This window comes from Aeromonas sp. CA23 (genome assembly GCF_002587065.1).
Taxonomy (GTDB): Bacteria; Pseudomonadota; Gammaproteobacteria; order Enterobacterales; family Aeromonadaceae; genus Aeromonas; species Aeromonas bestiarum.
Map to the genome: position 1 here is coordinate 2,052,594 of NZ_CP023818.1, position 23,587 is coordinate 2,076,180.

Here is a 23,587-nt window from a genome sequence, read left to right on the forward strand (position 1 = left end):
TCCCTTGATACACCCCGGGCCTGGCCTTGTCACCGTGTTCAGGCTGGTTGATAGTACTGATATTAAAGTGCTTTTCGATTGCGTTATGCCGCTGGTGACCTCTCTTATGAAGTTCCGTATGGGGCATGTTGTGGGCGGTGGCAGATTACACTTTATTAACCTTTTGTGATGGCACCCCATTTGGGGTGGCCGTGGCGGACCCGCTATCTTGGTTTGCCGCATTGAGCCGGATGCGCTCTGCGGGTATGCTTTGCCGCAACTATGCCGCCCGGGGTGCAGCGAGTCCGAACAGGCACCCTGTGGCCGACGGCATTTGACACCAACCAAGTACCATCTGGGGTTAATATGAGTCTTGATATGCAAGAGTGGCGCGCAGAGACCACCGCCATCGTCAACGAGTTGCTGGCCGATGGCAGCAACCCGGATCTGGAATACGAGATTGAGCACCACTTCGCCTGCCAGGATTTCGATCAGCTGGAGAAGGCCGCCGTCGACCTGTTCAAGGCCGGTTTTGAAGTGACAGATGCCGAAGAGATGGAGCTGGATGACGGCGCCCCCATCTTCTGCTTCGACGCCACCGTCGAGTGCAAGCTGGAGATCGAGACCATAGTCGCCGACATCGAAAAAATGCTGCCTATCCTTCAGAAATACGGCGTGGACTACGACGGCTGGGGCACCTACTTCCAGGAGTAAGCGCGCTTGAAGCCCAGCTGACTATCTGCCTGACAAGCAAAAGGCCACCCTCTGGGTGGCCTTTTCGCTGGCTGGCGGTCAGGCGCCGGGCAGCCGGTAGCTGCGGGCAAACTCGTCGGGGGGCAGGGGGCGGCTGAACAGGTAGCCCTGCAGCCGATCGCAACCGGCCTGCACCAGCCAGGCCTGCTGCTCTGGGGTTTCGACCCCTTCGGCCGTGATCCTGATCCCCAGCTCGTGACCCAGACCTATGACGGAGCGGACTATGGCGGTGGTGGCCTGGTTGGTGGCCAGCCCCTGGGTGAAGCTGCGGTCCAGCTTGAGTGTGGCTACCTGCAGCCTCGGCAGGTAGGCGAGCGAGCAGTAACCCGTGCCGAAGTCGTCGATGGCGAGCTGGAACCCCGCCTCGATCAGGTTGGCCAGGTTGCTCTCGATCTCGTCAGCGTTCTCCATCAGCACGCCTTCGGTGATCTCCAGCTCCAGTTGCCAGGGGGCCAGGCCGTGGCGCTCGATGCAGGCGAAGATCTGCGGGCAGAGCTCGGGGTCGCGAAATTGCAGCGGCGACAGGTTGATGGAGAGCACCAGATCCGGCGCCGCCGCCTGCCAGCGCGCCAGCTGGGCGCAGCCCTGCTCCAGCATGCGCTGGCCAAGCTGGCCGATGAGCCCCAGCTCCTCCGCCAGCGGGATGAACTCATCCGGCGAGATCATGCCGAGCTCGGGGTGAGGCCAGCGGCAGAGCAGCTCGGCCCCGTGCAGCTGATTGTTGCGGGTGCTGATGATGGGCTGATAGACGGCGGTGAGCTGACCCGACTTGATGGCCAGCGGCAACTGGGCCGCGATCAGCTGACGGCGCTTGAGTTTGGCGTCGAGTTCGGGATCGAACAGGGTGCAGTGCTGCTGCTGACGCTTGCCCTGGGCCAGCGCGGCCTCGGCATGGCTCAGCAGCCGCTCCGCATCGTTGGCCTTGCCGTGGGCTATGCCGAGGAACACCGGGATCTGGATCCTGTGCTCCTCGACCTGATAGGGCACCATCAACTCCCCTTGCAGGCGGCGGCTCCAGTCGGCCAGCGGTTCGGTCAGCTCGGGCAGCAGCATGGCGAAGTCGTCGGCGGCGACCCGGCACACCAGCGACTGGGGCGGAGCCAGCTGTTGCAGGCGACGAGCCACCTGACTCAGCAGACGATCGGCCACCCGGATGCCGAAGCGGTCGTTGATCTCGCGAAAGTGTTGCAGGTCGACCAGCAGCAGGCTGGCCTTGCGGGCGCCGAGATGGCGGCTGGTCTGCAGAAAGTGGGAGAGTTTGAGCAGGCCGGTCAGGCTGTCGTAGTGCTGCTCCTGCTGCAGCTGGGCCTGGGTGGTGCGCAGCCCTGTGATGTCTCGGCTCAACGTCAGGATGCCGAGGGAGTTGCCCTCGTCGTCCGGCACATCGACCCGGGTGACCTCCAGGTAGCGGCCCTGGCCGCTGGCATCCACCAGACAGTATTCACCGCGCCCCATCGGCAGCTCGGTGGAGAGGCGGTGAGCCACCCGCTGGCCGAGCGCCTCGCTCGCCACCATGCCCATGAAGTCGAGAAAGGCCTGATTGCAGTCGATGAGCAGGCCCTGATGATCCTCCAGCCGGATGGGATCCGGGATGGCGTCCAACAGGCGGCGCTGCAGCAGCTGTTGCTGACGGAAGGTCTGCTCCAGCTCCTTGCGCTGACCAATCTCGTTGACCATGCCGAACAGGGCGACCGGCTTGCCCTGCTCGTCATAGAGCGGGATCTTGTGGATCTCCATCCAGCTGGTGGCATCGCCGCTGTGGCAGTGCAACTGCTGATAGAGCAGGGGCTTGCCATCCGTCAGCAGCTGCTGATCTTCTTCCCGAAAGATGTCGCCCCACGGCATGTCCGCGTCCGTCTTGCCGATGAGATCCGCCGGTTGCAACAGGCCCGCCTGCTCCGTAAAGACCCGGTTGGCAAACAGGTAGCGTCCGGCCGTATCCCGGCAGAAGATATTCATGGGTAACTGATCGATGATCTGCTGCAGCAGAGTCAGGGTGAGCAAGGAATTCACGCAGACACTCACGGGGGAAATTTCGAGCAAATCTATGATAGCAGGCTGGTTTTGTAAAGCTTGGGTTAAGGCTGATGCATTTCTGTCGATCTCTGCTGACAGTCTGTGTCGCTGACGCCATAATAGCCGCCGGTTGGCCTATGGCCGGATTATATGGATGAGAGAAGCAGCATGAAAAAGATTGTGGGAGTAGCACTGGCCCTGTTGATGGCCGGTTGTGCCAGCGACAACAATGGCGGCGAGCAGTACCGCTATACCCCGCCGGTTGCCAAGGCGACCAACAACACCCAGGAGATGCAGATCCCGGTGGATCTGGTGTGGGCCCGCGCCGAGAAGTGGTTTGGCGATCACGGCCTCAACATCGAGAACAGCCAGCGTGGCTCAGGTCTGATGACCGCCAACGTCGAGAACTCGGCCGATGGCCTGGAGTGGCTGGATTGCGGCACCATGGGGTCCAAAGTGGCGCTGGGCAATCCCAATCTGCAGATCAACCTGATCATCACCCAGAGCGGCAACAACAGCGTGGCGACCGTCAACGTCAAGGGCAACACCCAGCTCTACTTCGTCGAATCCTCCGGCGAACGCGTGCTGGCACCCTCCATCACCCCGGTCTGCGTCTCTCGCGGCAGCCTGGAACAGAGCCTGTTCTCTACTCTGGGCAACTGATCCGCCTCCGTCAGCCGCCCGCTTGCCTGGCGGCTCGCACCAAATACCCCGTTGCCTGCAACGGGGTATTTGTTTTTGGGGCCGTGTGCCGCAAGGCGGGGAATGCCGCCATCCGCTTATCCTGGCTGCCACTCCCGTATGCCAGCATGGTGCGGCCAGCCATAAAAAAACGCCCCGGCAGGAACCGGGGCGTTGTGATGACATGGGCTGGCAATCAGAGAGCGCTGTCGCCGTGAAACAGTGCCTGCTCGCCAGATTTGAGCAGATAACCCTTCCAGGGGAAGAGCTGATAGGCGCCGCCCTGCCAGGACCAGTTGCCTTCGTCCCCTTGCCGGGTCAGGCGAGTCTGCTCACCGCTTGGCAGGGTCAGTTCGGCCTGGCTCTGGTCGGCGTTGAACAGCACGAAGGCGCTGCCGGTTTCATTCGCCTCGAGGGATTGCAGCCGCACCGCCTGCTCGAACAGACGCACGCACTGGTTGGTCAGCGCTGACCATTGATAACCGGCGCTGGCACGACAGCCGTGGATATCCTGATCGTTGCCGACCATATGCTGGGTCGGGGTACTGCAGGCCGCCAGCAGCAGGGAGGCGGCCATCAGAGTCAGAGTGCGCATGCTTACTCCTGCTTGTCTTCGAGATTGTCCCGTTCGATGACGATGTTGGAGAAACCCAGCTCCTTGAAGTAGTTCTCCTGATAATCCTTCACGCTCTTCTTGTCGCGGCGGCAGACCTGTGCCAGCTGGGCCTCCATGGCGTGGAAGCTGGCGAGATCCAGCCCTTCGGCGGCGGCAATGGCGTCGTAGATGCTGCGGAACTTGTCGTTCGCATAGCCGAGCTCTTTGGTCTGTTTTTTGTAGGTGTAGGTAATCTTAAACGCCATCTGGCCCTTCCTTCTTCGATTTGGCTTGCTTGCGCTGGACATAGAGATAGAGGCTTTCGACCTTCTCCCGGGCCCAGGGAGTCTTGCGCAAGAACTTCAGACTGGACTTGATGCTGGGATCGTCGGTGAAGCAGCGGATGTTGATCTGCTGTCCCAGCTCTTCCCAGCCATAGTGCTCGACCAGGGCGGTGACGATCGCCTCCAGGGTCAGCCCGTGCAGCGGGTTCTTTGGTTGCGAGGCGCCTGGCTGCTCACTCATGCCTTGGCCGCCAAGGTGGCAAAGGGTTGACCCATGCGGGTGGTGATGCCATTGGCCAGATGCGGCTCGAAGCCCGCCAGCATGCCGGGTCCAAACAGGCATACGACTGTACTGCCTAGCTTGAACAGGCCCATCTCGGCCCCTTTTTGCAGTGTGATGGCCTCATCGCCGCTGTAATCCCAGCGCACCACTTCCTTCTGCTTGGTCGGCGCTATATTGCCGGCCCAGATGGTCTCGATACTCGCGACTATAGTGGCACCAACCAGCACCAGCGCCATGGGGCCATGGGGGGTGCGGAAGGTGGCGACCACCCGTTCGTTGCGGGCGAACAGGTTCGGTACCTTCTCGGCGGTGAGCGGGTTGACGGAGAAGAGATCCCCCGGCACGAACACCATGCTCTCCAGCACGCCGTCCAGCGGCATGTGGATGCGGTGGTAATCCTTGGGCGCCAGATAGATGGTGGCAAAGTCGCCATCCTTGAACGGCGCCACCAGATCCTCATAGCCACCCAGCAGTTCACGGGCGCTGTAGTCGTGGCCCTTGGCCTGGATGATGCGACCCTGATGGATGGGGCCGAGCTGGCTGACGGTGCCGTCCACCGGCAGGGCCAGAGTCATGGCATCCTCTACCAGCGGACGTATCCCCGGCTTGAGCTCACGGGTGAAGAACTGGTTGAAGCTCTTGTAATGGGCCGGACTCTCGTGCAGTGCCTCGCTCATGTCGACTCCGTACTGCTTGATAAACGCCTCTATCACCTTGGTGGTGAGGTTGCCGGCTTCGGCAGCCGCCAGCTTGCCCACCAGACGGGAGAGAGCGTGTTTGGGCAGGCAGTATTGACCGGCAATTTTCAGGTTGTCAGTGATGCTCATGATCTTCATCGAAATAATAAGTTGAATGGGTCACAGCCGGGCCTGTTGCCGACCGTGGCGGGCTTCCTGCATGGTTTCCAGGATGCGGTGATAGTTGTGGAAGCGATCGGCGCTGATGTCGCCACGGTCGACCGCCGCGCGCAGGGCACAGCCGGGATCGTCCTTGTGGGTGCAGTCGCGGAATCGGCAACCACCCAGGTAGTCGCGAAACTCGATGAAGCACCAGGTGATGCGATCGGCTTCCAGATGCCAGAGGGCGAACTCGCGGATCCCGGGGGAATCGATCAGATCGCCGCCGCTCGGGAAGTGATAGAGCCGCGCCGTGGTGGTGGTGTGCGTACCGAGTCCCGAGTTTTCGGAGATCTCGCCGGTGAGCACATCCAGCCCCGGCATCAGGGCGTTGGTGAGCGACGACTTGCCCACCCCGGACTGGCCGACGAAGATGCTGATCTTGCCTTCGAACTGGGCCTTGAGTTCATCCAGCCCTTCGCCGCTCTCGCAGCTGACCAGGATCACCTGGTAGCCCAGCTTGCGATAGGGGTCGAGCTGGCTATCGATGCGGGCACGGGCCGCGGCATCGAGCATGTCGACCTTGTTCAGCACTATGAGCGGCTGTATCTCCACATCCTCGGCGGCCACCAGATAGCGGTCGACGATGTTGGTGGAGAACTCGGGCATCACCGCCGAGACGATGATGATCTGGTCTATGTTGGCGGCGATGGGTTTGACCCCGTCGTAGAAGTCCGGCCGGGTCAACACGGAGTGGCGCGGATGCACCGCCTCTATGACGCCGGCGGTCGCGGCATTGAGGCCGGGACGCCAGACCACCTTGTCGCCGCACACCAGGCTGCTGATGCTGCTGCGACGCAGGTTGCTGCGGTGTATGGTGCCATCGACGGCTTCCACGTCCGCATGCTGACCAAAGCGGCTTATCACCACCCCTTCGATAGCCGGGCCAAACAGGGTGTCATCCACGACAGTAGTGTGATCTTTTTGCAGCCGCCGATCGCGGTTGGCCTGGACGCGCCTTTGTTGACCCAGATTGAGTTTTGCTTTCTTTGCCACTCGATTCGCCAGTTTATGAACAGATCCAAAGCCAGTATGATACATGCAAATTGGCAAAATTCCGCCATTCCTCCCAATAGAGAGAGCAATCATGACAGTCAGCGCGCAGAACCTGGTATGGATCGACATGGAGATGACGGGTCTGGACCCCGAAGAGAACGTGGTACTGGAGATCGCCACCATAGTCACCGACAAGGATCTGAACGTGCTGGCCGAAGGGCCTGTCATCGCCATCCACCAGAGCGATGAAGAGCTGGCCAAGATGGATGACTGGAACGTCAACACCCATACCAAGAGCGGGCTGGTGGCCCGGGTCAAGGCGAGTCAGTACGACGACGCCCGCGCCGTGGCCGAGACGCTCGCGTTCATCCGCCAGTGGGTGCCGGAGCGTACCAGCCCGCTGTGCGGCAACAGCATAGGCCAGGATCGCCGCTTCATGGTCAAGCACATGGGCGAGCTGGAAGCCTTCTTCCATTACCGCAACGTCGACGTCAGCACCATCAAGGAGCTGGTACGTCGCTGGCAGCCCGAACTGCTGGATCAGTTCAGCAAGAGTGGCTCCCATCAGGCGCTGGACGACATCCGCGAATCCATCGCCGAGCTGCGCTTCTATCGCAGCCATGTCTTCAAGATCTGAGTGCCAGGCAAGGAGTTGCCATCGATCGGTTGCTAAAATCGACAGTTCGGCCAGCTTTTGAGCGAACGCGCGCAACCAGACGAAAAAGCCCTTGCAATTGGAAAGACTGCTCTTATAATTCGGCTCCCGTGCAGTAGCGCAAGCAACCAAATGCTGCACGATTTGTTTTGATGCCATTTTATGGTGTGTGCGGGAATAGCTCAGTTGGTAGAGCACGACCTTGCCAAGGTCGGGGTCGCGAGTTCGAGTCTCGTTTCCCGCTCCAAATTGTGATGATGAAACTGGTTCAATCCAGCCCGATGCGGGAATAGCTCAGTTGGTAGAGCACGACCTTGCCAAGGTCGGGGTCGCGAGTTCGAGTCTCGTTTCCCGCTCCAATCATCCTCACAGACCACAAAATGACAACGCTGTTGCGGGAATAGCTCAGTTGGTAGAGCACGACCTTGCCAAGGTCGGGGTCGCGAGTTCGAGTCTCGTTTCCCGCTCCAAAATGTGATGATGAAACTGGTTCAATCCAGCCCGATGCGGGAATAGCTCAGTTGGTAGAGCACGACCTTGCCAAGGTCGGGGTCGCGAGTTCGAGTCTCGTTTCCCGCTCCAATCATCTTCACCAGCGCAAAACGACCATTTATGTTGCGGGAATAGCTCAGTTGGTAGAGCACGACCTTGCCAAGGTCGGGGTCGCGAGTTCGAGTCTCGTTTCCCGCTCCAAACATTTGCAATGTGACATCCTGTTGCGGGAATAGCTCAGTTGGTAGAGCACGACCTTGCCAAGGTCGGGGTCGCGAGTTCGAGTCTCGTTTCCCGCTCCAACACATTTGCAAGTGACATCCTGTTGCGGGAATAGCTCAGTTGGTAGAGCACGACCTTGCCAAGGTCGGGGTCGCGAGTTCGAGTCTCGTTTCCCGCTCCAATTTCTCTTCGAAGTTCACGAATCCAATATTTCAATACACTTATTGCCACATCCAGTTGGTAGAGCATGATCCGCGCCTTGCCAAGGCTGGGGTCGCGAGTTCGAGTCTCGTTTCCCGCTCCAATTTCTCTTCGTAGTTGCATTCTTTCCTTTTGATCCCTCCCCGTATCGCGCTGCGATGCATTCGCATATCCGCTATTTGGCGTGTTTCTCTTGGTCTGCACGGCGTCCAGCATCTCGGGCCTGATCACATATCATCATGCTCACATGCCTCACCACCTTGCCTGTGGGCAGCATCTGCAGTCATGCGCTGGCGATACCGAGGCGTCAGCCGTGGTGGATGAGCAGCAGTAAAGGAGAGGCGAAACAAGGCGGCCAGGCAAGGCGGGCGAGACTCGATAACCGGTGGCGCTGTGGGGCGGGGAATGACAGACAAAAAAATAGGAGGAGCAAGTCTCCTCCTACAGGCTCACTGGCGTGGCTTAGAGCAGGGTAACGTTCTCAGCCTGAGGGCCTTTTTTGCCCTGGGTCACAGTGAACTGGACTTTTTGACCTTCAGCCAGGGTTTTGAAGCCTGTGCTCTGGATGGAGGAGAAGTGAACGAAAACGTCCGGTCCCTGGGATTGCTCGATAAAGCCAAAACCCTTGGTCTCATTGAACCATTTTACTTGGCCGGTGCGAATGTCAGACATGTGGTAAGTCCTATCTATAACAAAATGAAACTAAGCCTTGTTGGGCAGCATTTGCCTAGAAATCAGGGGTTGCAGCATGACTGACCACGTCAATTTGTCCCAGTAGCATGTAGAACAATCCCTGTCTAAAGCACAAACGATTGTACGTGAGCGCGATCCCTTGTCAATTTGGCGCTTTTCATTTTTTGAGCAAGCTAAAAATATTGTGAAGTCAGCGGCTTATTTCATGGCGTCAGGTCAAAAAAACGGGAGGCCATGGCCTCCCGTTTCATCACTCCTTGAGGGCGAACCCTTCGCCCTGTCGGTCATAGCGATAGATGGCCTGACCGTAGGAGCGGATCTCGACCCGCTGGATGCGGCGGTTGTCATCGATCAGGATGAACACCGACTTGCCCGATTGCAGCCGGGTCAGCGGGCGATCAGGCCCTTCGATGGCGATCAGCCGGCTGAGCTCGGCCCCCGGCAGCTCGAACTTGCGCCAGATGGAGTAGAGGGTCTCGCCGGCCTGCACGTCGTGCTGCAGCCAGGTGCCGTCCACTTTCTCTTCGACCGGCTTGGCTGCGGTCGAGCTGCCATTGCCGGCCGTCAGGGCCTGGGCGGGCACGGCGAGGGGGACCTCGAGCGAGCCGGACGGGGCGACTTTTGGGGCAGCAGGCGCGGGCTCCCAGGCCAGCAACAGCAGCCAGATGGGCACCAGGATCAGCAGGCCTATGGTGTGTTTGCGGGGCAGCGGGCTGGTCAGCTTGAATTTGCCTGCTTTGGCCTCCTGGCCGCGCTGGCCAAGGCCACGCATCCCCTGGCCTATGCGCTGGCGCAGGGGCAGGGTAGCGGCATTGATACGATGGAGCAGGGATCCTTGTGATTCGTCTTGGCGACGCTGCTGGGCTCGTCTGTTATGGCCACGTGGGCGACGGTCCGGGGTGGGCACGGCATTTACCTCTCACTACATTGCCTGCCATCAGGCAAATTCCTTGCCTATGGTAAACGGACTCGCCCCCGAGGGGGAGAGTCCGCGAGAGGAAAATTATCAGCTGAGACGAAATTGTCCCAGTAATTGCTGTAAACGCTCGGCCGCCTGACGCAATGCCTGGCTGGCTTTGGCCGTTTCGGTCGCATCCTGAGCGATGTCGTTGGCCAGTGCGTTGGTTTTTGACAGATTGCCGGACACCGTCTCGGAAACCGAGCTCTGCTCCTCGGCGGCGGAGGCTATCTGGTAGGTCATGTCGTTGATGGTGGAGATGGCCTTGTAGATGCTGCCCAGCGCCTCTTCCGCCAGATCTGCCTCGCCCACCGCCTGGTGGGTCAGCTGCTGGCTCTGCTGGATGGCGTTGACCGCATTGGTCGAGCTGTGACGGATCTTCTCGATCAGCTCCTGGGTGTTCTGCACCGCCTGTTGGGTGTTGCCCGCCAGCTTGCGCACCTCGTCGGCCACCACCGCAAAGCCGCGGCCCTGCTCACCGGCCCGGGCCGCCTCGATGGCGGCGTTGAGCGCCAGCAGGTTGGTCTGATCGGCTATGCCCTGGATCACCGTCAGTATGCTGGTGATCTGCTCGCTGTCGTGGGCCAGCCCTTCGACCACTTCGGCCCCCTTGCCGGCCTCGGCCGCCACCTTGTGCATCGACTGGATCACCTGCTGGAAGCGTACCTTGCCCTGATCCGCCGCGCCCTGGGCCTGTTTGGCCGAGTCGGCTGTGTTGTTGGCGTGGGTGGCCACCTCCTGGCTGACATAGGACATCTCCTGCACCGCGGTCAGCATCTGCTCCATCTCCGCCTGGTGATGCTGCAGGTTGGTGTCGGTCTGGCCGGCGATGCGGTCGGTATCGCCGGCGTGGCGGTTCACCTCGCTGGCGGTTTTCAGCACATCCCCCAGCAGCACCTGCAGCTTGTCGATGAAGCGGTTGATGCCTTTGGCGAGATCCCCCAGCTCGTCGACTGAGCGGGTGGTGAGGCGCTTGGTGAGATCCCCCTCGCCATCGGCGATGTCATCCACCAGGCTGACCATCTGGCGGATGGGGCCCGTGATGCTGCGGGCTATCACCAGCATGGTGGCCAGCGCCAGCACCAGCACTATGAGGGCGCCCACCAGTTGCTGGGTCATGGCGGCCCGGTTCATGTCGCTCAGCTGGCTCTCCAGCTGGTCGGCGCCTGCCAGCACCACCTTGTAGGGCAGGGTGACTATGATGGCCCAGTTGCGGCTCATGCCCGGCACAGCGATGGGCACTGAGATACGAAACGACTCGTCCAGCTCCTGGCGCTGCACTTCCGGTTTCAGATACTGCTGCCACTGGTTGCCGAGCAGCTTGTCGGCCCGGCTGCCCAGCAGGCTGGCGTCGCCGCTGGTGCCGGTGATGACGCCGGCGGCGCTGACGATCAGGGTCTCGCCCTTGCCGTCATAGATGTTGCTGTTGAGGGACTGGGCCTGCCGGCTGATGGAGTCCACCGCCAGATCCAGCGCGGCGACCCCCTTGAACTGACCCGCCACCATGATGGGGGTGGTGATGGTGCTCACCAGCACCTGCTGGCCGTTGATGTCCACCTTGAAGGGATCGATGAGGCAGGAGCGACCCTCCCGTTTCGGGCAGGCATAGTAGTCGTTGGCCGGATTGCCAAACTCGTCGGCATCGCTCTTCTCGATGGAGAGCAGCAGGTCCGTGCCTATCTGATCCTTGTCACGGTAGAAGTAGGGGACGAAGCGGCCCTGACTGTCGCTGCCCAGTGCCGTCTGACCGGCGAAGGCGGCGTCCTGGCCGTCGAAGCCGTTCGGCTCGAAGCCGGCGAAGGCGCCATACAGTTGCGGTTCCAGGTTGAGCTGTGCCTTGAGCAGATCCGTGGCCTGCTGGCGATCCAGCGGCAGCTTGCCCTCCTGTTGCAGGGCGAGGGCACTGGCCATCTGCTGGGTATAGGAGAGCCCCTTTTGCAGCAACTGGGTGATGGTGGCGGCCTCGGCGCGCGCATTGGCACTGACCTTCTGCCAGGCTTCCTGCTGCAGGGCGGCACGGCTGGAACTGATGGTCAGCTGTTGGGTCTGTTGACCGGAATACTGGTTGAGCAGGATCAATATGACCAGGGCTGTGGTCATGGCGATCCCGGCCATCACCAGAATGCGATTCTGGATAGAACGGAACTGCATCGTCTCTTCCTTGTTTCGTGAGAAGTAGTGTGAGAGTTATTTGAATATCGGCCGGAGGAGGCAGCTCTCCAACACTTCCCATAGCAAATCGGAAATGGCGCTTCTGTTTTGCGATCCCCCTCAAATATCAGGTGCCAAGCGGTCGTCCGGCCAATTTAACCCCCTACTTTAGCGCGCCGCCGCCTCATGGTTTTCCCATCCGGGATTCTGAGTGCTAAAATGCGACGGTTTTTTCTAACGAATTGGCCCAAGGCCCTCTACACAAGGCTTAAAGATGAAAGTCAAAACCCGTTTTGCTCCCAGCCCGACCGGCTTTTTGCATGTCGGCGGTGCCCGTACCGCACTCTATTCCTGGTTGTTTGCAAAGAGCCAGGGCGGTGAGTTCGTGCTGCGTATTGAGGATACCGACCTGGAACGTTCCACTCAGGAGGCGATCGACGCCATCATTGAGGGCATGGAATGGCTGGAGCTGAACTGGGATGAGGGCCCCTACTACCAGACCAAGCGTTTCGATCGCTACAACGGCATCATCGACGAGATGCTGGCCGATGGCCGCGCCTACAAGTGCTATTGCTCCCGTGAGCGCCTGGACGCGCTGCGCGAAGGCCAGATGGCCAGCGGCGAGAAGCCCCGCTATGACGGCAAGTGCCGTGATGCGGCCCACGATCATCCGGCCGATGCGCCGCACGTCATTCGCTTCCGCAACCCGACCGAAGGTTCCGTCGTATTCGATGACCACGTCCGTGGCCGCATCGAGTTTGCCAACACAGAGTTGGACGATCTCATCATCCGCCGTACCGATGGCGCCCCCACCTACAACTTCTGCGTGGTGGTCGATGACTGGGACATGGAGATCACCCACGTGGTGCGTGGCGAAGACCACATCAACAACACCCCGCGCCAGATCAACATCTACAAGGCCCTGAACGCGCCTGTGCCGGAGTTTGCCCACGTCTCCATGATCCTGGGCGACGACGGTGCCAAGCTGTCCAAGCGCCACGGCGCCGTCTCAGTGATGCAGTACCGCGATGACGGCTACCTGCCGGAAGCCCTGCTGAACTATCTGGTGCGTCTGGGCTGGTCCCACGGCGATCAGGAGATCTTCACCCTGGACGAGATGATCAAGCTGTTCAGCCTGGATGCCATCTCCAAGTCCGCCTCTGCCTTCAACACCGACAAGCTGTTGTGGCTGAACAACCACTACATGCGCAGCCTGGATCCGGCCTATGTGGCCAAGCACCTGGCCTGGCACATGGCGAACCAGCAGATCGATACCAGCAAGGGCCCGGCCCTGGCCGAGGTCGTCACTCTGCTGGCCGAGCGCTGCAATACCCTGGTGGAGATGGCCGCCCAGAGCCGCTATCTGTTCGAAGAGTACGAAGCCATCGATGAAGCGGCCGCCAAGAAGCACCTGCGCGGTGTGGCTGCCGAGCCGCTGACCCTGGCCAAAGCCAAGCTGGCGGCGCTGGAAACCTGGACCACAGAGGCGCTGCACGAGCTGATCGAAGCGACCGCCGCCGAGCTGGGTCAGGGCATGGGCAAGGTCGGCATGCCGCTGCGCGTAGCCGTGACCGGGCTGGGCCAGTCCCCCGGCATCGACGCCGTGATGGCGCTGGTGGGCAAGGAGCGGGTTCTCGCCCGCATCGATCGTGCCCTAGCGTATATCGAAGCACGCATGGCCGCCGAGTAAGCTTGCCTTCGCACATTGCCGTCACCGGTCTGGGGTAATCTCTCCCCCGGCATCGACGCCGTGATGGCGCTGGTGGGCAAGGAGCGGGTACTCGCCCGCATCGATCGTGCCCTGGCGTATATCGAAGCGCGTATGGCTGCTGAATAAGTGCCTGTGATGGCATGCAAAAGGGCTCCCCTGAGGGGGCCCTTTGTTTTTGTTGGCTAACCAGATTTGTGACATAAAACAGCGAGATAGCGGCAAGGTTGCTGGTAAAAACAGCTAACTGATTGAATTTTGACTAAACGCGCCAATCGGCGTTATTTTTGGGTTGACAGCAAAGCGGGTGATGCCTATCATGCGCCTCCGTTGCCGGAGATAACTTTGGTAGCGCCGAGGTGAGTTGGGGTTATAGCTCAGCTGGGAGAGCGCTTGCATGGCATGCAAGAGGTCCGCGGTTCGATCCCGCGTAGCTCCACCAAATTCTCCTCGAACAATCTGGAATCCAAGGGGTTATAGCTCAGCTGGGAGAGCGCTTGCATGGCATGCAAGAGGTCCGCGGTTCGATCCCGCGTAGCTCCACCAGGTTCCTGATTGAAAATGAAGTACCCAGGGCAGTGCGGTGTGTATCACCCAGGCCGACCTTTGTGGGGTTATAGCTCAGCTGGGAGAGCGCTTGCATGGCATGCAAGAGGTCCGCGGTTCGATCCCGCGTAGCTCCACCACTATTTGATATTTGAATACCAGAGTTAGGGCAACCGGCCGCCAGAACCGGTTGTCTAATGAAGAAAGAATTTGGGGTTATAGCTCAGCTGGGAGAGCGCTTGCATGGCATGCAAGAGGTCCGCGGTTCGATCCCGCGTAGCTCCACCACTATTTACGACAGATGGCCGCCAGAACCATTTGTCGAGTACGAAATTTGGGGTTATAGCTCAGCTGGGAGAGCGCTTGCATGGCATGCAAGAGGTCCGCGGTTCGATCCCGCGTAGCTCCACCAAATTCTTGTTACAAGAAGCCGAAAGGCCACCGTTATCGCGGTGGCCTTTTTGTTTTGGCTCATTTTTCATTCAGCCCGTCTCTTGCCCGTAAAAAAGCCCGCATCGCAGCGGGCTTTTGGCGTTATGGCAAGGCCGCATCAGCTGCGGCGACGACGCCAGGCCAGCGGCAGCAGGGCCAGCAGCAGGGCGCCCATGGCACCACCACCGCCGTTGCTCTCTTCCTTCAGCTTGAGGTCGACGATGATGGGATCATGGTCGGAGGCGCTGAACGGGTTGCCGGACTTGATCATGTCGCCGCTGAAGTCACGGCCGTACTCGAACAGGTTGCTCTCGAACGAGTTGATGTGCCAGTCGGCGACCGCCACTACCTTGCTGGCCAGCGCCGGGTTGGCGAGGGCATAGTCCAGGGTGCCGAGCTCGGCCTCGTAGCTGTAGGAGATGGCCTTCTCCTTGTTGAACTTGACGTTCATGTCCACCAGGCCGTAGCTCTTGCTCACCTCGCTGCCGGTCTGCTCAAAGACCTGAGCGCCGAGGAAGGTCTGGGAGGCGGAGACTATCTTGCGCTGACCCTCGGTCGGCACATAGTCGGTCAGCACCCGGATCGCATCTTCCCGGGCGTAGGAGTTGAAGTCGCCCACCAGCAGTACCTGGCCCGGCAGTTTGTTCACCGCCTCGCCCAGCACCTTGGCGGCGCTGACCCGGAACTCGGTGCACTTGCCCTGCAGATCGGCCGGCTCCTTGCCGTCCAGGTTCTCCAGGCAGCCGGATCCCTTGGATTTCAGGTGGTTGACCACCAGGGTCAGCGGCTCCTTGCTGCCCTCGACGGTGAAGCTCTGCACCAGGGAGTCACGCTGGGAGGCCTGTTTCTCGACCCCTTTCGCATCCAGGTATTTCTGCACCGGCAGCGTGATGACGCCGGCGTCCCCCTGTGGTGCCAACTTGGCGGGTCGGTAGATCATGGCCACCATGATGGCGTCGCCGCCGAAGAAGCGCTCATTGCCAAGCAGCGTCTTGGGCAGGGCCACGAAGGCGTACTGCTTGCTGGCATCCTTCTGCTGGGCGTTGAGGCTTTGCACCAGATCACTGATGGCGGAGTGGCTGTCGAAGCCGTTGTTCTCCATCTCCATCAGGCCGAGCAGGTCGGCATCCATCTCGGTGATGGCGTTGACTATCTTGGTGCGCTGCAGCTGGAAGTCCTCCAGGTTCTTGGCACCGCGGTTGCAGCCCTTGGCGCTGTCCGCATCGGCCTGATCCTTGCACAGCACGTTGAGTGCTCCGCCCACGCTGGAGTGGCTGGTGAAGTAGTTGAGCACGTTGAAGCTGCCGATGCGCAGATCGGTGCCATCGGCACGGGCCGGGGCGCTCTGGCGATCGTTGTCGCTGGTGCGCAGCAGATCGCCGGCGGTGATCACCTGATCCTGCGGCACTATCAGCCGGTATTCGTTGTAGCTGTAACCCACCAGCGCATCCAGATTGACCGGGGCGTCGCCGATACGCAGGTAACCCTGCTCCGGCTCCCAGCCCGGCAGCCAGGGCAGCTTGCCATCGGCGGCCTTGACGTCGGATTCGAGGAACACCCGGTTGTTGGCGTTGGCCTTGGCCAGTGCCTTGGCGGCCTTGCTGTCTGCATCGTGCAGCTGGGTCGGCTTCATCAGCGGCGCCTGGTGGGAGAGCACCAGGTTGTTGCGCCGGGCGGCGTAGTCATAGCTGAAGTTGCGGCTTATCTTGAGCGCGCTGTCGGCATCGAGCCGTACCCGCATCCCTTCGTGACGCTCCAGCGCCCGGGCCAGGGTCTCGTTTTCCAGTACCCGCAGCGGCACGGCGGCAGGGGCCGTTCCCTGGGCGAGGACTTGCAGACGCGGGGTGCCGCTGTCAGCGACCGGCTTGAGCTGGGTGTGGTTGTAGTACTCCTCGACCTTGGCCTCCAGGCAGACTTCGGCACCCGGCTTGATGTCCGGGTACTTGCTGGCGAAGTTCTTGTCGTTGAGGTAGACGAAGATGCCGTCCGAGGTCTGGGGGTTGCCATCGCCCTGCACGTCCTGCAGGTAGAATCCAATCCGATCATTGCCCTTGTTGAGTGCATCGCCGAGGCCAGAGACCACCGCCTTGACCATGACGCTCTGGGGGCTCTCGAACTTGTCGCTGGGAATGAGCGGACTCTTGTCGCCACTGCCCTGAATGACGGGGATGGGGGTGAGGGCACTGTCGGCCGGGCAGCTGAAGCCGGCGGCATGGACGGACGGGGACGCGAGCGCAAGCCCCACGGCCAGCGACAGCAGGGTACGTGTTCCTTTCATAACGGTTCCTTTTTTATTTTTGCCAGTGTTTCCATAGCCTTGGCTCATCGGCCAAGGGCGCGCATTGTCACATTTCCGGCATGTCATACCAGTGAGCCAACGCACATTACGGGGATGCAAATGAGGGCAATCTCGGTTTTTTTGACTTGGCTAACAGTATGAAATTAATGACAAAATCATTAATTCAACCAAAGCGGGAAACTGTGATCTGGCTGGCATCCACATATTTTTCTTCGAGAATGAAGATTGAGACTCGGCTGCTTGATTCCTATACTCGGCTTGTTCCTCACGGAACCCAGGTAAAGGGCAAACCGGCCGAGAGGCCGGGACGCAATGCCTCCGGTCTCAAGATCAGTCGATCCAGATAGCGGGGCTTCCCGGGGTGAGGGTGGTGTCTGTGGCAGGTCCATTGCCAGTTGTCTGCCCCCCATCACGCAGGTTGCGATTGTTCTTTGTCCTGGTGACCAATGCCAAGACAAAACAAGGAAGATAACAATATGCAACAGACCTTTAGGCCCAGCAGGCTTGCCATGCTGGTGGCCCTGGCTGCCATGCCCGCCTGGGCACAAGCCGCGTCTTATCCCGCCTATCAGGCCGGCACCGCCTACAAGGCTGGCGATGTCGTCAGCAACGCAGGCTCCCTCTACGAATGCAAAGAATTTCCCTACTCCGGCTGGTGCGGGGCCTCGCCCTATCACTACGCCCCCGGGGTGGGAGTGGTCTGGGCCGATGCCTGGAAGCTCTATGGCGGCGAGGTGCCACCACCGGCGCTCGGACTGGCAATCAGTTCGCCCGCCGTTGGTAGCGCTTTCAACGAGGGCGCATCGGTGGCGCTCGCTGTGACCCTGAGCGGCAACAGCAGCGCCCTGGTCAAGGTGGAGTATCTGGTCGATGGCAAGCAGGTCGCCTTGAGCAGTGCATCCCCCTGGTCGGCCAGCTGGGTTGCTACCGGTGTCGGCCCCCATCAACTCAGATCTCGTGGGCTGGACAAGGATGGCAAGCTGCTGAGCGAGGCGGATGCCAGCTTCAGCGTCAATGCCGTGGTGGCGCCTGAGGCGCCCAGGGTGAGCATCAGCAGCCCGGCCAGCGGCGCCAAGGTGACCCTGGGTCACAGCGTGGCGGTCAGTGGCAATGTCACCGATGCCAACAACGACGTGGCCAGGGTCGAGCTCTACGTGGATGGCAAGAAGGTGGGTGAAGACACCAGCGCCCCCTGGCAGGTGAACTGGACGCCCCAGAGCAAGGGCGCTGCCGGCCTCAAGCTGGTAGCGACCGACAAGGAGAACCTCAGCGGCGAGTCGGCCCAGGTCGACGTGCAGGTGGAAGAGGCGGCCCTGCCGCCCACAGGTGGCAACCTCTCCTGCGACATCCGCCAGATCTATCGCCCGGACGGTTACGAGTGCATGGGGGATGACCATGCCCGCCGGGTCATCGGCTACTTCACCTCCTGGCGTACCGGCAAGAACGGTCTGCCCTCCTACCTGGTGAGCGACATCCCCTGGGACAAGATCACCCACATCAACTACGCCTTCGCGGCTGTGGATGAGCAGAGCCACCTGATCAAGGTGGACGACGCCGCCACCAAGATGACCTGGAACGGGGTGCCGGGCGCCGAAATGGACCCGGAATTCGCCTATCAGGGCCACTTCAACCTGCTGTCGAAGTACAAGAAGCAGTATCCGGACGTGAAGACCCTGATCTCGGTGGGAGGCTGGGCCGATACCCGTGGCTTCTACACCGCCACTACCAAGGGTGACTGCTCGGTCAATACCGCCGGCATCAGCGCCTTTGCCGACTCGGCGGTGAGCTTCATTCGCCAGTACGGCTTCGATGGGGTGGACGTGGACTACGAGTACCCCACCTCCATGAAGGATGCGGGCAACCCCAACGACTTCCCGCTCTCCAACCAGTGCCGGGCCAAGCTGTTCGCCAACTACGAGGTGCTGATGAAGACACTGCGGGCGCGGCTCGACAATGCCGGCACCGAGGACGGTCGCAAGTACATGCTGACCATAGCCTCGCCGGCGTCGGCCTACCTGCTGCGCGGCATGGAGAACTTCCAGGTCACCCAGTACCTCGACTACGTCAACCTGATGACCTATGACTTCCACGGTGCCTGGAACCACTTCGTCGGTCACAACGCGGCCCTGTTCGACAACAATGCCGATCCCGAGCTCTCCCACTGGGGCGTCTATAGCCAGGCCCAGTTCGGCGGCATCGGTTATCTGAACGCGGCCTGGTCGGCCCACTACTTCCGTGGCGCCCTGGCGGCCGGCAAGATCAACGTGGGTGTGCCCTACTACACCCGCGGCTGGCAAGGGGTGAGCGGCGGCAGCAACGGGCTGGGCGGTAAGGCGGCCCTGCCGAGCCAGAACGAGTGTCAGCCCGGCACGGGTGGCAGCACGATTCCGTGCGGCAACGGGGCGGTCGGCATCGACAACATCTGGCACGATCTGGACAAGAACGGCAAGGAGATAGGCGGTGGCGCCGTGCCCATGTGGCATGCCAAGAACCTGGAGAACGCGGCCAGCCTCGGCATCACGACTCTGCCGAGCTACGGCACGGCCTGGGGGCTGGATCCCAACAATCCGGCCCACGTGATGCAGGGCAAGTACGTGCGTTACTACGATGACAAGGCGCAGGCGCCCTGGCTGTGGAACGCAGAGAAGAAGGTGTTCCTCTCCACCGAAGATGAGGAGTCCATGGGTCACAAGCTGGACTACATCATCAAGCGGGGTCTGGGCGGCGTCATGTTCTGGGAGATGGCAGGCGACTACGCCTTCGATCCGGCCAAGAACGAGTACGGCATGGGCAGCACTCTGACTACCCTTGCTTACGAGAAGTTCGCCAAGGCAGCCAAGTACAACACCAGGCAGAACGATCTGGCGGCGCCAACCGCCCAGCTCGACATCGCCGTGAGCCTCTCCGGCTTCAAGGAAGGGGACTCCAACTACCCGATCAACCCGAAACTCAAGCTGGTCAACAAGTCGACCCAGACCATCCCGGGCGGCGCCAGGATCGAGTTCCTGGTCCCCACTTCCACCTCTGACAGCATCACGGATCAGAGCGGCATGGGGCTCAAGGTGGTGGAGAGCGGTGGCAACGACAACTCCGAAGGCATCGCCAACGAGAAGGACTTCCACAAGGTCGCCATGACGCTGCCGAGCTGGCAGACCCTGGCACCGGGTGCCGAGGTCGAAGTCGCCATGACCTACTATCTGCCGGCCGCCGGCGTGCCGAGCGGCATGCGCATCATCAGCGGCAGCCAGACCATAGGGCTCAAGGCCGAGTTCCCGACCCTGCCGGAGGCCGTACTGAGCTCGGGTGGCGGCGAGAATCCGGGCGGCGCCACCTGCAGCAGCCAGAACGTCAACCCGGCGGCCTACAAGGCCTATCCGAGCTGGCCGCAAGGGGATCACGCCAATGGCGGCGATCGCATGACCAACAACAAGGTGGTATGGCAGGCGAACTGGTGGACCAGCAGCGAACCCAAGGCCACCGATGGCAGCTGGAAGCTGGTATGTAGTTACTGATAACCCCTGCATGGAGTCTGGGCTGCCGACGCCATTCGTGGCAAGGCAGCACCAGCAAGCGGCATGACAATCCGGAGCCCAGGCTCCGGATTTTTTTATGGCGGAATATATAAAGAGGGGAATAAAAAAGACCGCTCCGAAGAGCGGCCAATTGCCACCAAGGCAACCTGCGGGGCGAACCCCTTGTTATCTGCGACGGGCGGGGAGGGCGCCTGCTCTGCCGGGTGCCATGACGCGATGGCCGAGGCCGGGTGGCCGGGCCGTCATGCGGTTCGCGCCTCTAGGGGGACTGCGCCACCCTGCTGCGCTAGGCCGGGGCCTTGTTTATTGAGTGACGGCGCCGCCCCCTTGCTCCTTGAGGAAGTTGATCCAGGGGGAGGCGCGGCCACTGACGTTGCCATTCTGGGCTGCCTGGGTGAAGGCGCTGAGCGCCTCCTTCGGCTTCTGTTGCTCAAAATAGGCGACCCCGGTCAGGAACTTGAGATCGGCGCGCTGTTCACCATTGGCATTGGCCGCAGGCTTGGCGGCCAGGGCCACCAGATCCTGATAGCGTTTGCTCTGGATCATCATGCGCGCCATCTTCAGTTGCAGCTCGGCATCCGGAGCCAGCTTGTAGGATCTCGCCAGGGTATCGATGGCGGGATCCAGCTCCTTGGCCTGATGCCAGTAGTTGGCCAGCGCCTTGTAGTTGGCCGCGTTGCTCTCTATGGACCCCTCCTTCATCGCCTTCTCCATCACGCGGGCGGCGCGGTGGGGAATGCCGGCGAAGGCCAGGTAGTTGGCCAGGCGCTGCAATTCGGCCGCCTCGGTCAGCATGCCGAGGTTGTAGGCGGCTTCCAGCGCCGCCAGCGCCTTGCCATCGTTGCCCGCCTGCATGTGCATGGCCGAGAGCTGGGTCCAATACTTCTTCTTCTCCGGATAACGGTCGACCAGAGCGGTCAGCACCTCGGTGGCCGGCTTGTACTGTTTCAGCTCGTAGTGGGCCGCCATCTTGAGCAGATACCAGGATTCCGGTGCCTTGCCGGCGGAGAGCTTGATCGCACTGTCCACCGCCGGTATGGCTTCCCGGTACTGCTTGAGCTGCACATGGGCGTTGGCCAGGGTGATGTAGGCGTGCGGGGTCGGCTTCTCGTCCTTGCCCAGACTCGCAAACCACTGGTTCATGGTGCTGATGGAGGCCTTGAAGTTGCCCTCCGCCATGTAGAGCTGGGCCAGGTTGTAGCGCACCTGCTGGGCCACGGGTTGCGGCAGGCCGCCGGTGGCGATGGCATCGGCGAAGTACTTGGTCGCCTGACCGTACTTCTCCTGCTGCGCCGCCACGAAGCCCAGGGTCTGCAGTATCACCCCCTTGTCGTAGACCCGCTCGCCGGCGCCGGACAGCGCCTCCTGCAGCTTGGCATTGGCCTCGCCGTATTTCTTCTCGGTGATCAGTGCCTGTGCCTTGTTGACCGCGCGGTAGGCGCGGTCAGAGAGGGCAGGCTGCTCGGCGGCCCAGCTGGCGGTGCAAAGCAGCACCGCCATGGCGACCGGGGCGAGGATCAGGGTATGTAACTTTTTCATCGCCACCTTCCTTAGTTGACCGCAAACTCGATTTCTTGCTGCATGCGGGTGGCCTGCGCCTTGCCATCGACCATGGCCGGTTTGAACGTCCATTTGGCGATGGTCTTGCGCGCCTCCTTGCCGAGGTCATAGCTGCGGGGCTCTTCTTTCACGATCCGCACGTTGCTGACGGTGCCGCGCTCGGTGACGGTGAACTCCACCAGCACCTTGCCGGAAGCGAGTCCTGCCAGCGCCGCCTTGCGGGGCATCATGGGCTCGAAGGTCGCCATCGGGATGGCGCCGTTGTTGCCACCCATGCCGCCACCACCGCCACCGGTACTGTAGGCACCGAGGGCGTTGCCGCCGCCTATGTTGACCGGGATGTCGAGTTTGGGCATGTCCATCGGCGAGCTCTCCATCTGCGGCCGATCCGTGCTGGCCACTTCCATCTCGGGAGGGGGAGGCGGCCGGTTCGGGGGCGGCGGTTTGGGCAGCTCGCGTTGTCTCTCTTGCAGTGTCTCCTGAGGGCGAACCCGAATGAAGTCGGTCATGCTGACGTCTTCGGATTCCACCAACTCCCGGTGATCCGGTGTGATGAGCTTGTTCATTCCCAGAAACAGGAAGAACACCACCACACAGGAGACAGCCAACGATATCAGGTATCTCATGGTGCTCGCTCCGGCATCAGCTGCTCTTGCTCGCCGCGATGGAGATGTTCTGGACACCGGCCATGCGGATCTGATCCATGACCTGGACCACCAGACCTGAACGGGATTCGGTATCGGCCTGGATCACCACGGCGCTCTCCGGGTTCTCGGCTCGCAGCCGCTCTATGTTGGCGCGCACTGCGCCCACTTCGACGATGCGCTTGTCGACCCAGACCTGGCCGTTTTCACGGACCGCAACCATGATGTTCCCCTTCTTCACCGTCTCGGCCGTGCTGGCGCTCGGGCGGTTGATCTCCACGCCGGACTCCTTGACGAACGAGGTGGTGACGATGAAGAAGATCAGCATGATGAACACTATGTCCAGCATGGGGGTCAAATCGATGGCCGCCTCATCAGCACTGCTGTCGCTGTGACGTTTTCTCATGGCAAAAACTCCTTGCTTGTTCTGTGCCCCCGCCAGACTCGCGCCCGGCGGGGGAGTGCATCCTGCATCAACCGTGTTTCAGGTTGTCTTCCAGCTTCTCGACCGCCAGCTTGGCCTTGTGATCGAGCTGGTTGACAAAAAACAGGCCGGAAAGGGCGGCAATCATGCCCGCCATGGTCGGTACCGTCGCTTTTGAGATGCCCGATGCCATCGCCCTGGGGGAGCCGGTGCCCGTGATGGCCAGGGTGTCAAACACCTGCACCATGCCGACCACGGTTCCCAGCAGCCCCATCAGCGGGCAGAGCGCGATCAGCACCTTGATGACCGGCATTCCCTTGTCCACCGCCATGGCGACCCGGGAGACCAGCTCGCGCCGGATCTGCCTGGCGGACCAGGAGAGGTGATCGCTGCGGGCCAGCCAGGTGGCCTTGGTCTGCTTCACCTGCTTGGGATAGACGGTCATGAAGTAGAACCAGCGTTCCAGCAGCAGGGCCCACATCAGCAGGGTCAGGAAGAACAGGGCGACCAGCACGTCGCCCCCCAATCCCAGAAACCGGCGGACCGACTCGACTTCTTCAATCAACCAGAACCACATGGGTGACTC

The 23,587-nt window shown here is 61.1% G+C and carries 19 protein-coding genes, 12 tRNA genes, 1 pseudogene and 1 riboswitch; of the genes and pseudogenes, 18 read left to right on the top strand and 14 right to left on the bottom strand.

Annotated elements, in window-relative coordinates:
• Positions 1-345 precede the first annotated feature (345 nt).
• Positions 346-693: a ribonuclease E inhibitor RraB gene (rraB, locus tag CK910_RS09705; RefSeq protein ID WP_080741122.1), complete on the top strand. Its 348-nt coding sequence runs from the start codon at positions 346-348 to the stop codon at positions 691-693.
• A gap of 78 nt (positions 694-771) precedes the next feature.
• Here the strand turns inward: rraB and CK910_RS09710 are convergent, their stop codons facing one another.
• A complete protein-coding gene (locus tag CK910_RS09710; RefSeq protein ID WP_098982566.1) occupies positions 772-2,745 on the bottom strand; it encodes a sensor domain-containing protein in 1,974 nt (657 codons plus the stop codon).
• A gap of 171 nt (positions 2,746-2,916) precedes the next feature.
• Between CK910_RS09710 and CK910_RS09715 the strand changes: the two genes are divergently transcribed.
• Positions 2,917-3,411 carry a hypothetical protein gene (locus tag CK910_RS09715; protein WP_017410927.1) on the top strand — a complete coding sequence of 165 codons (495 nt, stop codon included), beginning with the start codon at positions 2,917-2,919 and terminating at the stop codon, positions 3,409-3,411.
• 214 nt (positions 3,412-3,625) lie between these two features.
• Here CK910_RS09715 and CK910_RS09720 read toward each other — a convergent pair whose 3' ends face one another.
• From CK910_RS09720 to rsgA, 5 genes are read right to left on the bottom strand one after another with little or no spacing between them, the layout of a single operon-like run.
• Positions 3,626-4,024, bottom strand: a complete 399-nt coding sequence (locus tag CK910_RS09720) for a hypothetical protein (protein ID WP_098982569.1) — start codon at positions 4,022-4,024, stop codon at positions 3,626-3,628.
• Positions 4,025-4,026: 2 nt separating this feature from the next.
• Entirely contained in the window at positions 4,027-4,290 is a 264-nt protein-coding gene (locus CK910_RS09725; RefSeq protein WP_043556263.1) for a DUF2960 domain-containing protein, read from the bottom strand.
• The gene (locus CK910_RS09730; protein WP_043556262.1) at positions 4,280-4,549 is read right to left on the bottom strand and encodes a VF530 family DNA-binding protein; all 270 of its coding nucleotides are present in this window, start codon (positions 4,547-4,549) and stop codon (positions 4,280-4,282) included. The genes CK910_RS09725 and CK910_RS09730 overlap by 11 nt, the downstream gene beginning before the upstream one ends.
• Positions 4,546-5,418 carry an archaetidylserine decarboxylase gene (gene asd, locus CK910_RS09735; protein WP_098985053.1) on the bottom strand — a complete coding sequence of 291 codons (873 nt, stop codon included), beginning with the start codon at positions 5,416-5,418 and terminating at the stop codon, positions 4,546-4,548. Before asd ends, CK910_RS09730 begins: the two co-directional genes overlap by 4 nt.
• Before the next feature lie 30 nt (positions 5,419-5,448).
• Complete coding sequence (rsgA, locus tag CK910_RS09740) at positions 5,449-6,483, bottom strand: small ribosomal subunit biogenesis GTPase RsgA (RefSeq protein ID WP_216640192.1); 1,035 nt, start codon at positions 6,481-6,483, stop codon at positions 5,449-5,451.
• Between the two features lie 91 nt (positions 6,484-6,574).
• Between rsgA and orn the strand changes: the two genes are divergently transcribed.
• The 8 genes from orn (at position 6,575) to CK910_RS09780 (ending at position 8,033) form a co-directional block, all read left to right on the top strand.
• Positions 6,575-7,120 carry an oligoribonuclease gene (gene orn, locus CK910_RS09745; protein ID WP_098982575.1) on the top strand — a complete coding sequence of 182 codons (546 nt, stop codon included), beginning with the start codon at positions 6,575-6,577 and terminating at the stop codon, positions 7,118-7,120.
• 189 nt (positions 7,121-7,309) lie between these two features.
• Positions 7,310-7,385: transfer RNA gene (locus CK910_RS09750), tRNA-Gly, on the top strand.
• 36 nt (positions 7,386-7,421) lie between these two features.
• A tRNA-Gly gene (locus CK910_RS09755) sits at positions 7,422-7,497 on the top strand.
• Positions 7,498-7,532: 35 nt separating this feature from the next.
• Positions 7,533-7,608: transfer RNA gene (locus CK910_RS09760), tRNA-Gly, on the top strand.
• A 36-nt stretch (positions 7,609-7,644) separates the two neighbouring features.
• Positions 7,645-7,720, top strand: a tRNA-Gly gene (locus CK910_RS09765).
• A gap of 35 nt (positions 7,721-7,755) precedes the next feature.
• Positions 7,756-7,831: transfer RNA gene (locus CK910_RS09770), tRNA-Gly, on the top strand.
• A 25-nt stretch (positions 7,832-7,856) separates the two neighbouring features.
• Positions 7,857-7,932: transfer RNA gene (locus tag CK910_RS09775), tRNA-Gly, on the top strand.
• Between the two features lie 25 nt (positions 7,933-7,957).
• A tRNA-Gly gene (locus CK910_RS09780) sits at positions 7,958-8,033 on the top strand.
• A gap of 482 nt (positions 8,034-8,515) precedes the next feature.
• Here the strand turns inward: CK910_RS09780 and CK910_RS09785 are convergent.
• From CK910_RS09785 to CK910_RS09795, 3 genes are all read right to left on the bottom strand, one after another.
• On the bottom strand, positions 8,516-8,725 hold the full coding sequence (locus CK910_RS09785) for a cold-shock protein (protein ID WP_005327092.1): 210 nt from the start codon (positions 8,723-8,725) through the stop codon (positions 8,516-8,518).
• A 271-nt stretch (positions 8,726-8,996) separates the two neighbouring features.
• Complete coding sequence (locus CK910_RS09790) at positions 8,997-9,653, bottom strand: LysM-like peptidoglycan-binding domain-containing protein (RefSeq protein WP_098982577.1); 657 nt, start codon at positions 9,651-9,653, stop codon at positions 8,997-8,999.
• 99 nt (positions 9,654-9,752) lie between these two features.
• Positions 9,753-11,855, bottom strand: a complete 2,103-nt coding sequence (locus CK910_RS09795; RefSeq protein WP_043556256.1) for a methyl-accepting chemotaxis protein — start codon at positions 11,853-11,855, stop codon at positions 9,753-9,755.
• 274 nt (positions 11,856-12,129) lie between these two features.
• Here CK910_RS09795 and gltX point away from each other — a divergent pair, with 274 nt between their 5' ends.
• The 7 genes and pseudogenes from gltX (at position 12,130) to CK910_RS09830 (ending at position 14,521) form a co-directional block, all read left to right on the top strand.
• Positions 12,130-13,545, top strand: a complete 1,416-nt coding sequence (gene gltX / locus CK910_RS09800; protein ID WP_098982580.1) for a glutamate--tRNA ligase — start codon at positions 12,130-12,132, stop codon at positions 13,543-13,545.
• An 11-nt stretch (positions 13,546-13,556) separates the two neighbouring features.
• Positions 13,557-13,692: pseudogene (locus CK910_RS24325) on the top strand (glutamyl-tRNA synthetase); the annotation flags it as partial.
• Positions 13,693-13,929: 237 nt separating this feature from the next.
• A tRNA-Ala gene (locus CK910_RS09810) sits at positions 13,930-14,005 on the top strand.
• Positions 14,006-14,033: 28 nt separating this feature from the next.
• A tRNA-Ala gene (locus tag CK910_RS09815) sits at positions 14,034-14,109 on the top strand.
• A 64-nt stretch (positions 14,110-14,173) separates the two neighbouring features.
• Positions 14,174-14,249 (top strand) — tRNA-Ala (locus CK910_RS09820).
• Positions 14,250-14,321: 72 nt separating this feature from the next.
• Positions 14,322-14,397 (top strand) — tRNA-Ala (locus CK910_RS09825).
• Between the two features lie 48 nt (positions 14,398-14,445).
• A tRNA-Ala gene (locus tag CK910_RS09830) sits at positions 14,446-14,521 on the top strand.
• A gap of 138 nt (positions 14,522-14,659) precedes the next feature.
• Here CK910_RS09830 and CK910_RS09835 read toward each other — a convergent pair.
• Positions 14,660-16,819, bottom strand: coding sequence for an ExeM/NucH family extracellular endonuclease (locus CK910_RS09835; RefSeq protein ID WP_098982583.1), 2,160 nt, complete (start codon positions 16,817-16,819; stop codon positions 14,660-14,662).
• 295 nt (positions 16,820-17,114) lie between these two features.
• Positions 17,115-17,200, top strand: a riboswitch (cyclic di-GMP riboswitch).
• A 116-nt stretch (positions 17,201-17,316) separates the two neighbouring features.
• Between CK910_RS09835 and CK910_RS09840 the strand changes: the two genes are divergently transcribed.
• Positions 17,317-20,352, top strand: a complete 3,036-nt coding sequence (locus tag CK910_RS09840) for a glycosyl hydrolase family 18 protein (protein ID WP_441296863.1) — start codon at positions 17,317-17,319, stop codon at positions 20,350-20,352.
• A gap of 324 nt (positions 20,353-20,676) precedes the next feature.
• Here CK910_RS09840 and CK910_RS09845 read toward each other — a convergent pair whose 3' ends face one another.
• The 4 genes from CK910_RS09845 to CK910_RS09860 form a co-directional block, all read right to left on the bottom strand.
• A complete protein-coding gene (locus tag CK910_RS09845; RefSeq protein WP_098982586.1) occupies positions 20,677-21,912 on the bottom strand; it encodes a tetratricopeptide repeat protein in 1,236 nt (411 codons plus the stop codon).
• A gap of 11 nt (positions 21,913-21,923) precedes the next feature.
• The gene (locus CK910_RS09850) at positions 21,924-22,559 is read right to left on the bottom strand and encodes an energy transducer TonB (RefSeq protein WP_043138091.1); all 636 of its coding nucleotides are present in this window, start codon (positions 22,557-22,559) and stop codon (positions 21,924-21,926) included.
• A 16-nt stretch (positions 22,560-22,575) separates the two neighbouring features.
• On the bottom strand, positions 22,576-22,983 hold the full coding sequence (locus CK910_RS09855; protein WP_010633018.1) for an ExbD/TolR family protein: 408 nt from the start codon (positions 22,981-22,983) through the stop codon (positions 22,576-22,578).
• A gap of 67 nt (positions 22,984-23,050) precedes the next feature.
• Positions 23,051-23,578 (bottom strand): MotA/TolQ/ExbB proton channel family protein, encoded by a 528-nt coding sequence (locus CK910_RS09860; RefSeq protein ID WP_098982588.1) that lies wholly within the window; start codon positions 23,576-23,578, stop codon positions 23,051-23,053.
• Between the last annotated feature and the right edge of the window lie 9 nt (positions 23,579-23,587).

What these genes read in the sequence shown, in the direction of transcription:
- CK910_RS09850 (WP_043138091.1), bottom strand. Translation starts at nt 22,559, where the DNA reads ATGAGATACCTGATATCGTTGGCTGTCTCCTGTGTGGTGGTGTTCTTC.
- asd (WP_098985053.1), bottom strand. Translation starts at nt 5,418, where the DNA reads ATGAGCATCACTGACAACCTGAAAATTGCCGGTCAATACTGCCTGCCC.
- CK910_RS09785 (WP_005327092.1), bottom strand. Translation starts at nt 8,725, where the DNA reads ATGTCTGACATTCGCACCGGCCAAGTAAAATGGTTCAATGAGACCAAG.
- CK910_RS09795 (WP_043556256.1), bottom strand. Translation starts at nt 11,855, where the DNA reads ATGCAGTTCCGTTCTATCCAGAATCGCATTCTGGTGATGGCCGGGATC.
- CK910_RS09835 (WP_098982583.1), bottom strand. Translation starts at nt 16,819, where the DNA reads ATGAAAGGAACACGTACCCTGCTGTCGCTGGCCGTGGGGCTTGCGCTC.
- CK910_RS09730 (WP_043556262.1), bottom strand. Translation starts at nt 4,549, where the DNA reads ATGAGTGAGCAGCCAGGCGCCTCGCAACCAAAGAACCCGCTGCACGGG.
- gltX (WP_098982580.1), top strand. Translation starts at nt 12,130, where the DNA reads ATGAAAGTCAAAACCCGTTTTGCTCCCAGCCCGACCGGCTTTTTGCAT.
- orn (WP_098982575.1), top strand. Translation starts at nt 6,575, where the DNA reads ATGACAGTCAGCGCGCAGAACCTGGTATGGATCGACATGGAGATGACG.
- rraB (WP_080741122.1), top strand. Translation starts at nt 346, where the DNA reads ATGAGTCTTGATATGCAAGAGTGGCGCGCAGAGACCACCGCCATCGTC.
- CK910_RS09855 (WP_010633018.1), bottom strand. Translation starts at nt 22,983, where the DNA reads ATGAGAAAACGTCACAGCGACAGCAGTGCTGATGAGGCGGCCATCGAT.
- CK910_RS09720 (WP_098982569.1), bottom strand. Translation starts at nt 4,024, where the DNA reads ATGCGCACTCTGACTCTGATGGCCGCCTCCCTGCTGCTGGCGGCCTGC.
- CK910_RS09860 (WP_098982588.1), bottom strand. Translation starts at nt 23,578, where the DNA reads ATGTGGTTCTGGTTGATTGAAGAAGTCGAGTCGGTCCGCCGGTTTCTG.
- CK910_RS09840 (WP_441296863.1), top strand. Translation starts at nt 17,317, where the DNA reads ATGCAACAGACCTTTAGGCCCAGCAGGCTTGCCATGCTGGTGGCCCTG.
- CK910_RS09725 (WP_043556263.1), bottom strand. Translation starts at nt 4,290, where the DNA reads ATGGCGTTTAAGATTACCTACACCTACAAAAAACAGACCAAAGAGCTC.
- CK910_RS09845 (WP_098982586.1), bottom strand. Translation starts at nt 21,912, where the DNA reads ATGAAAAAGTTACATACCCTGATCCTCGCCCCGGTCGCCATGGCGGTG.
- CK910_RS09715 (WP_017410927.1), top strand. Translation starts at nt 2,917, where the DNA reads ATGAAAAAGATTGTGGGAGTAGCACTGGCCCTGTTGATGGCCGGTTGT.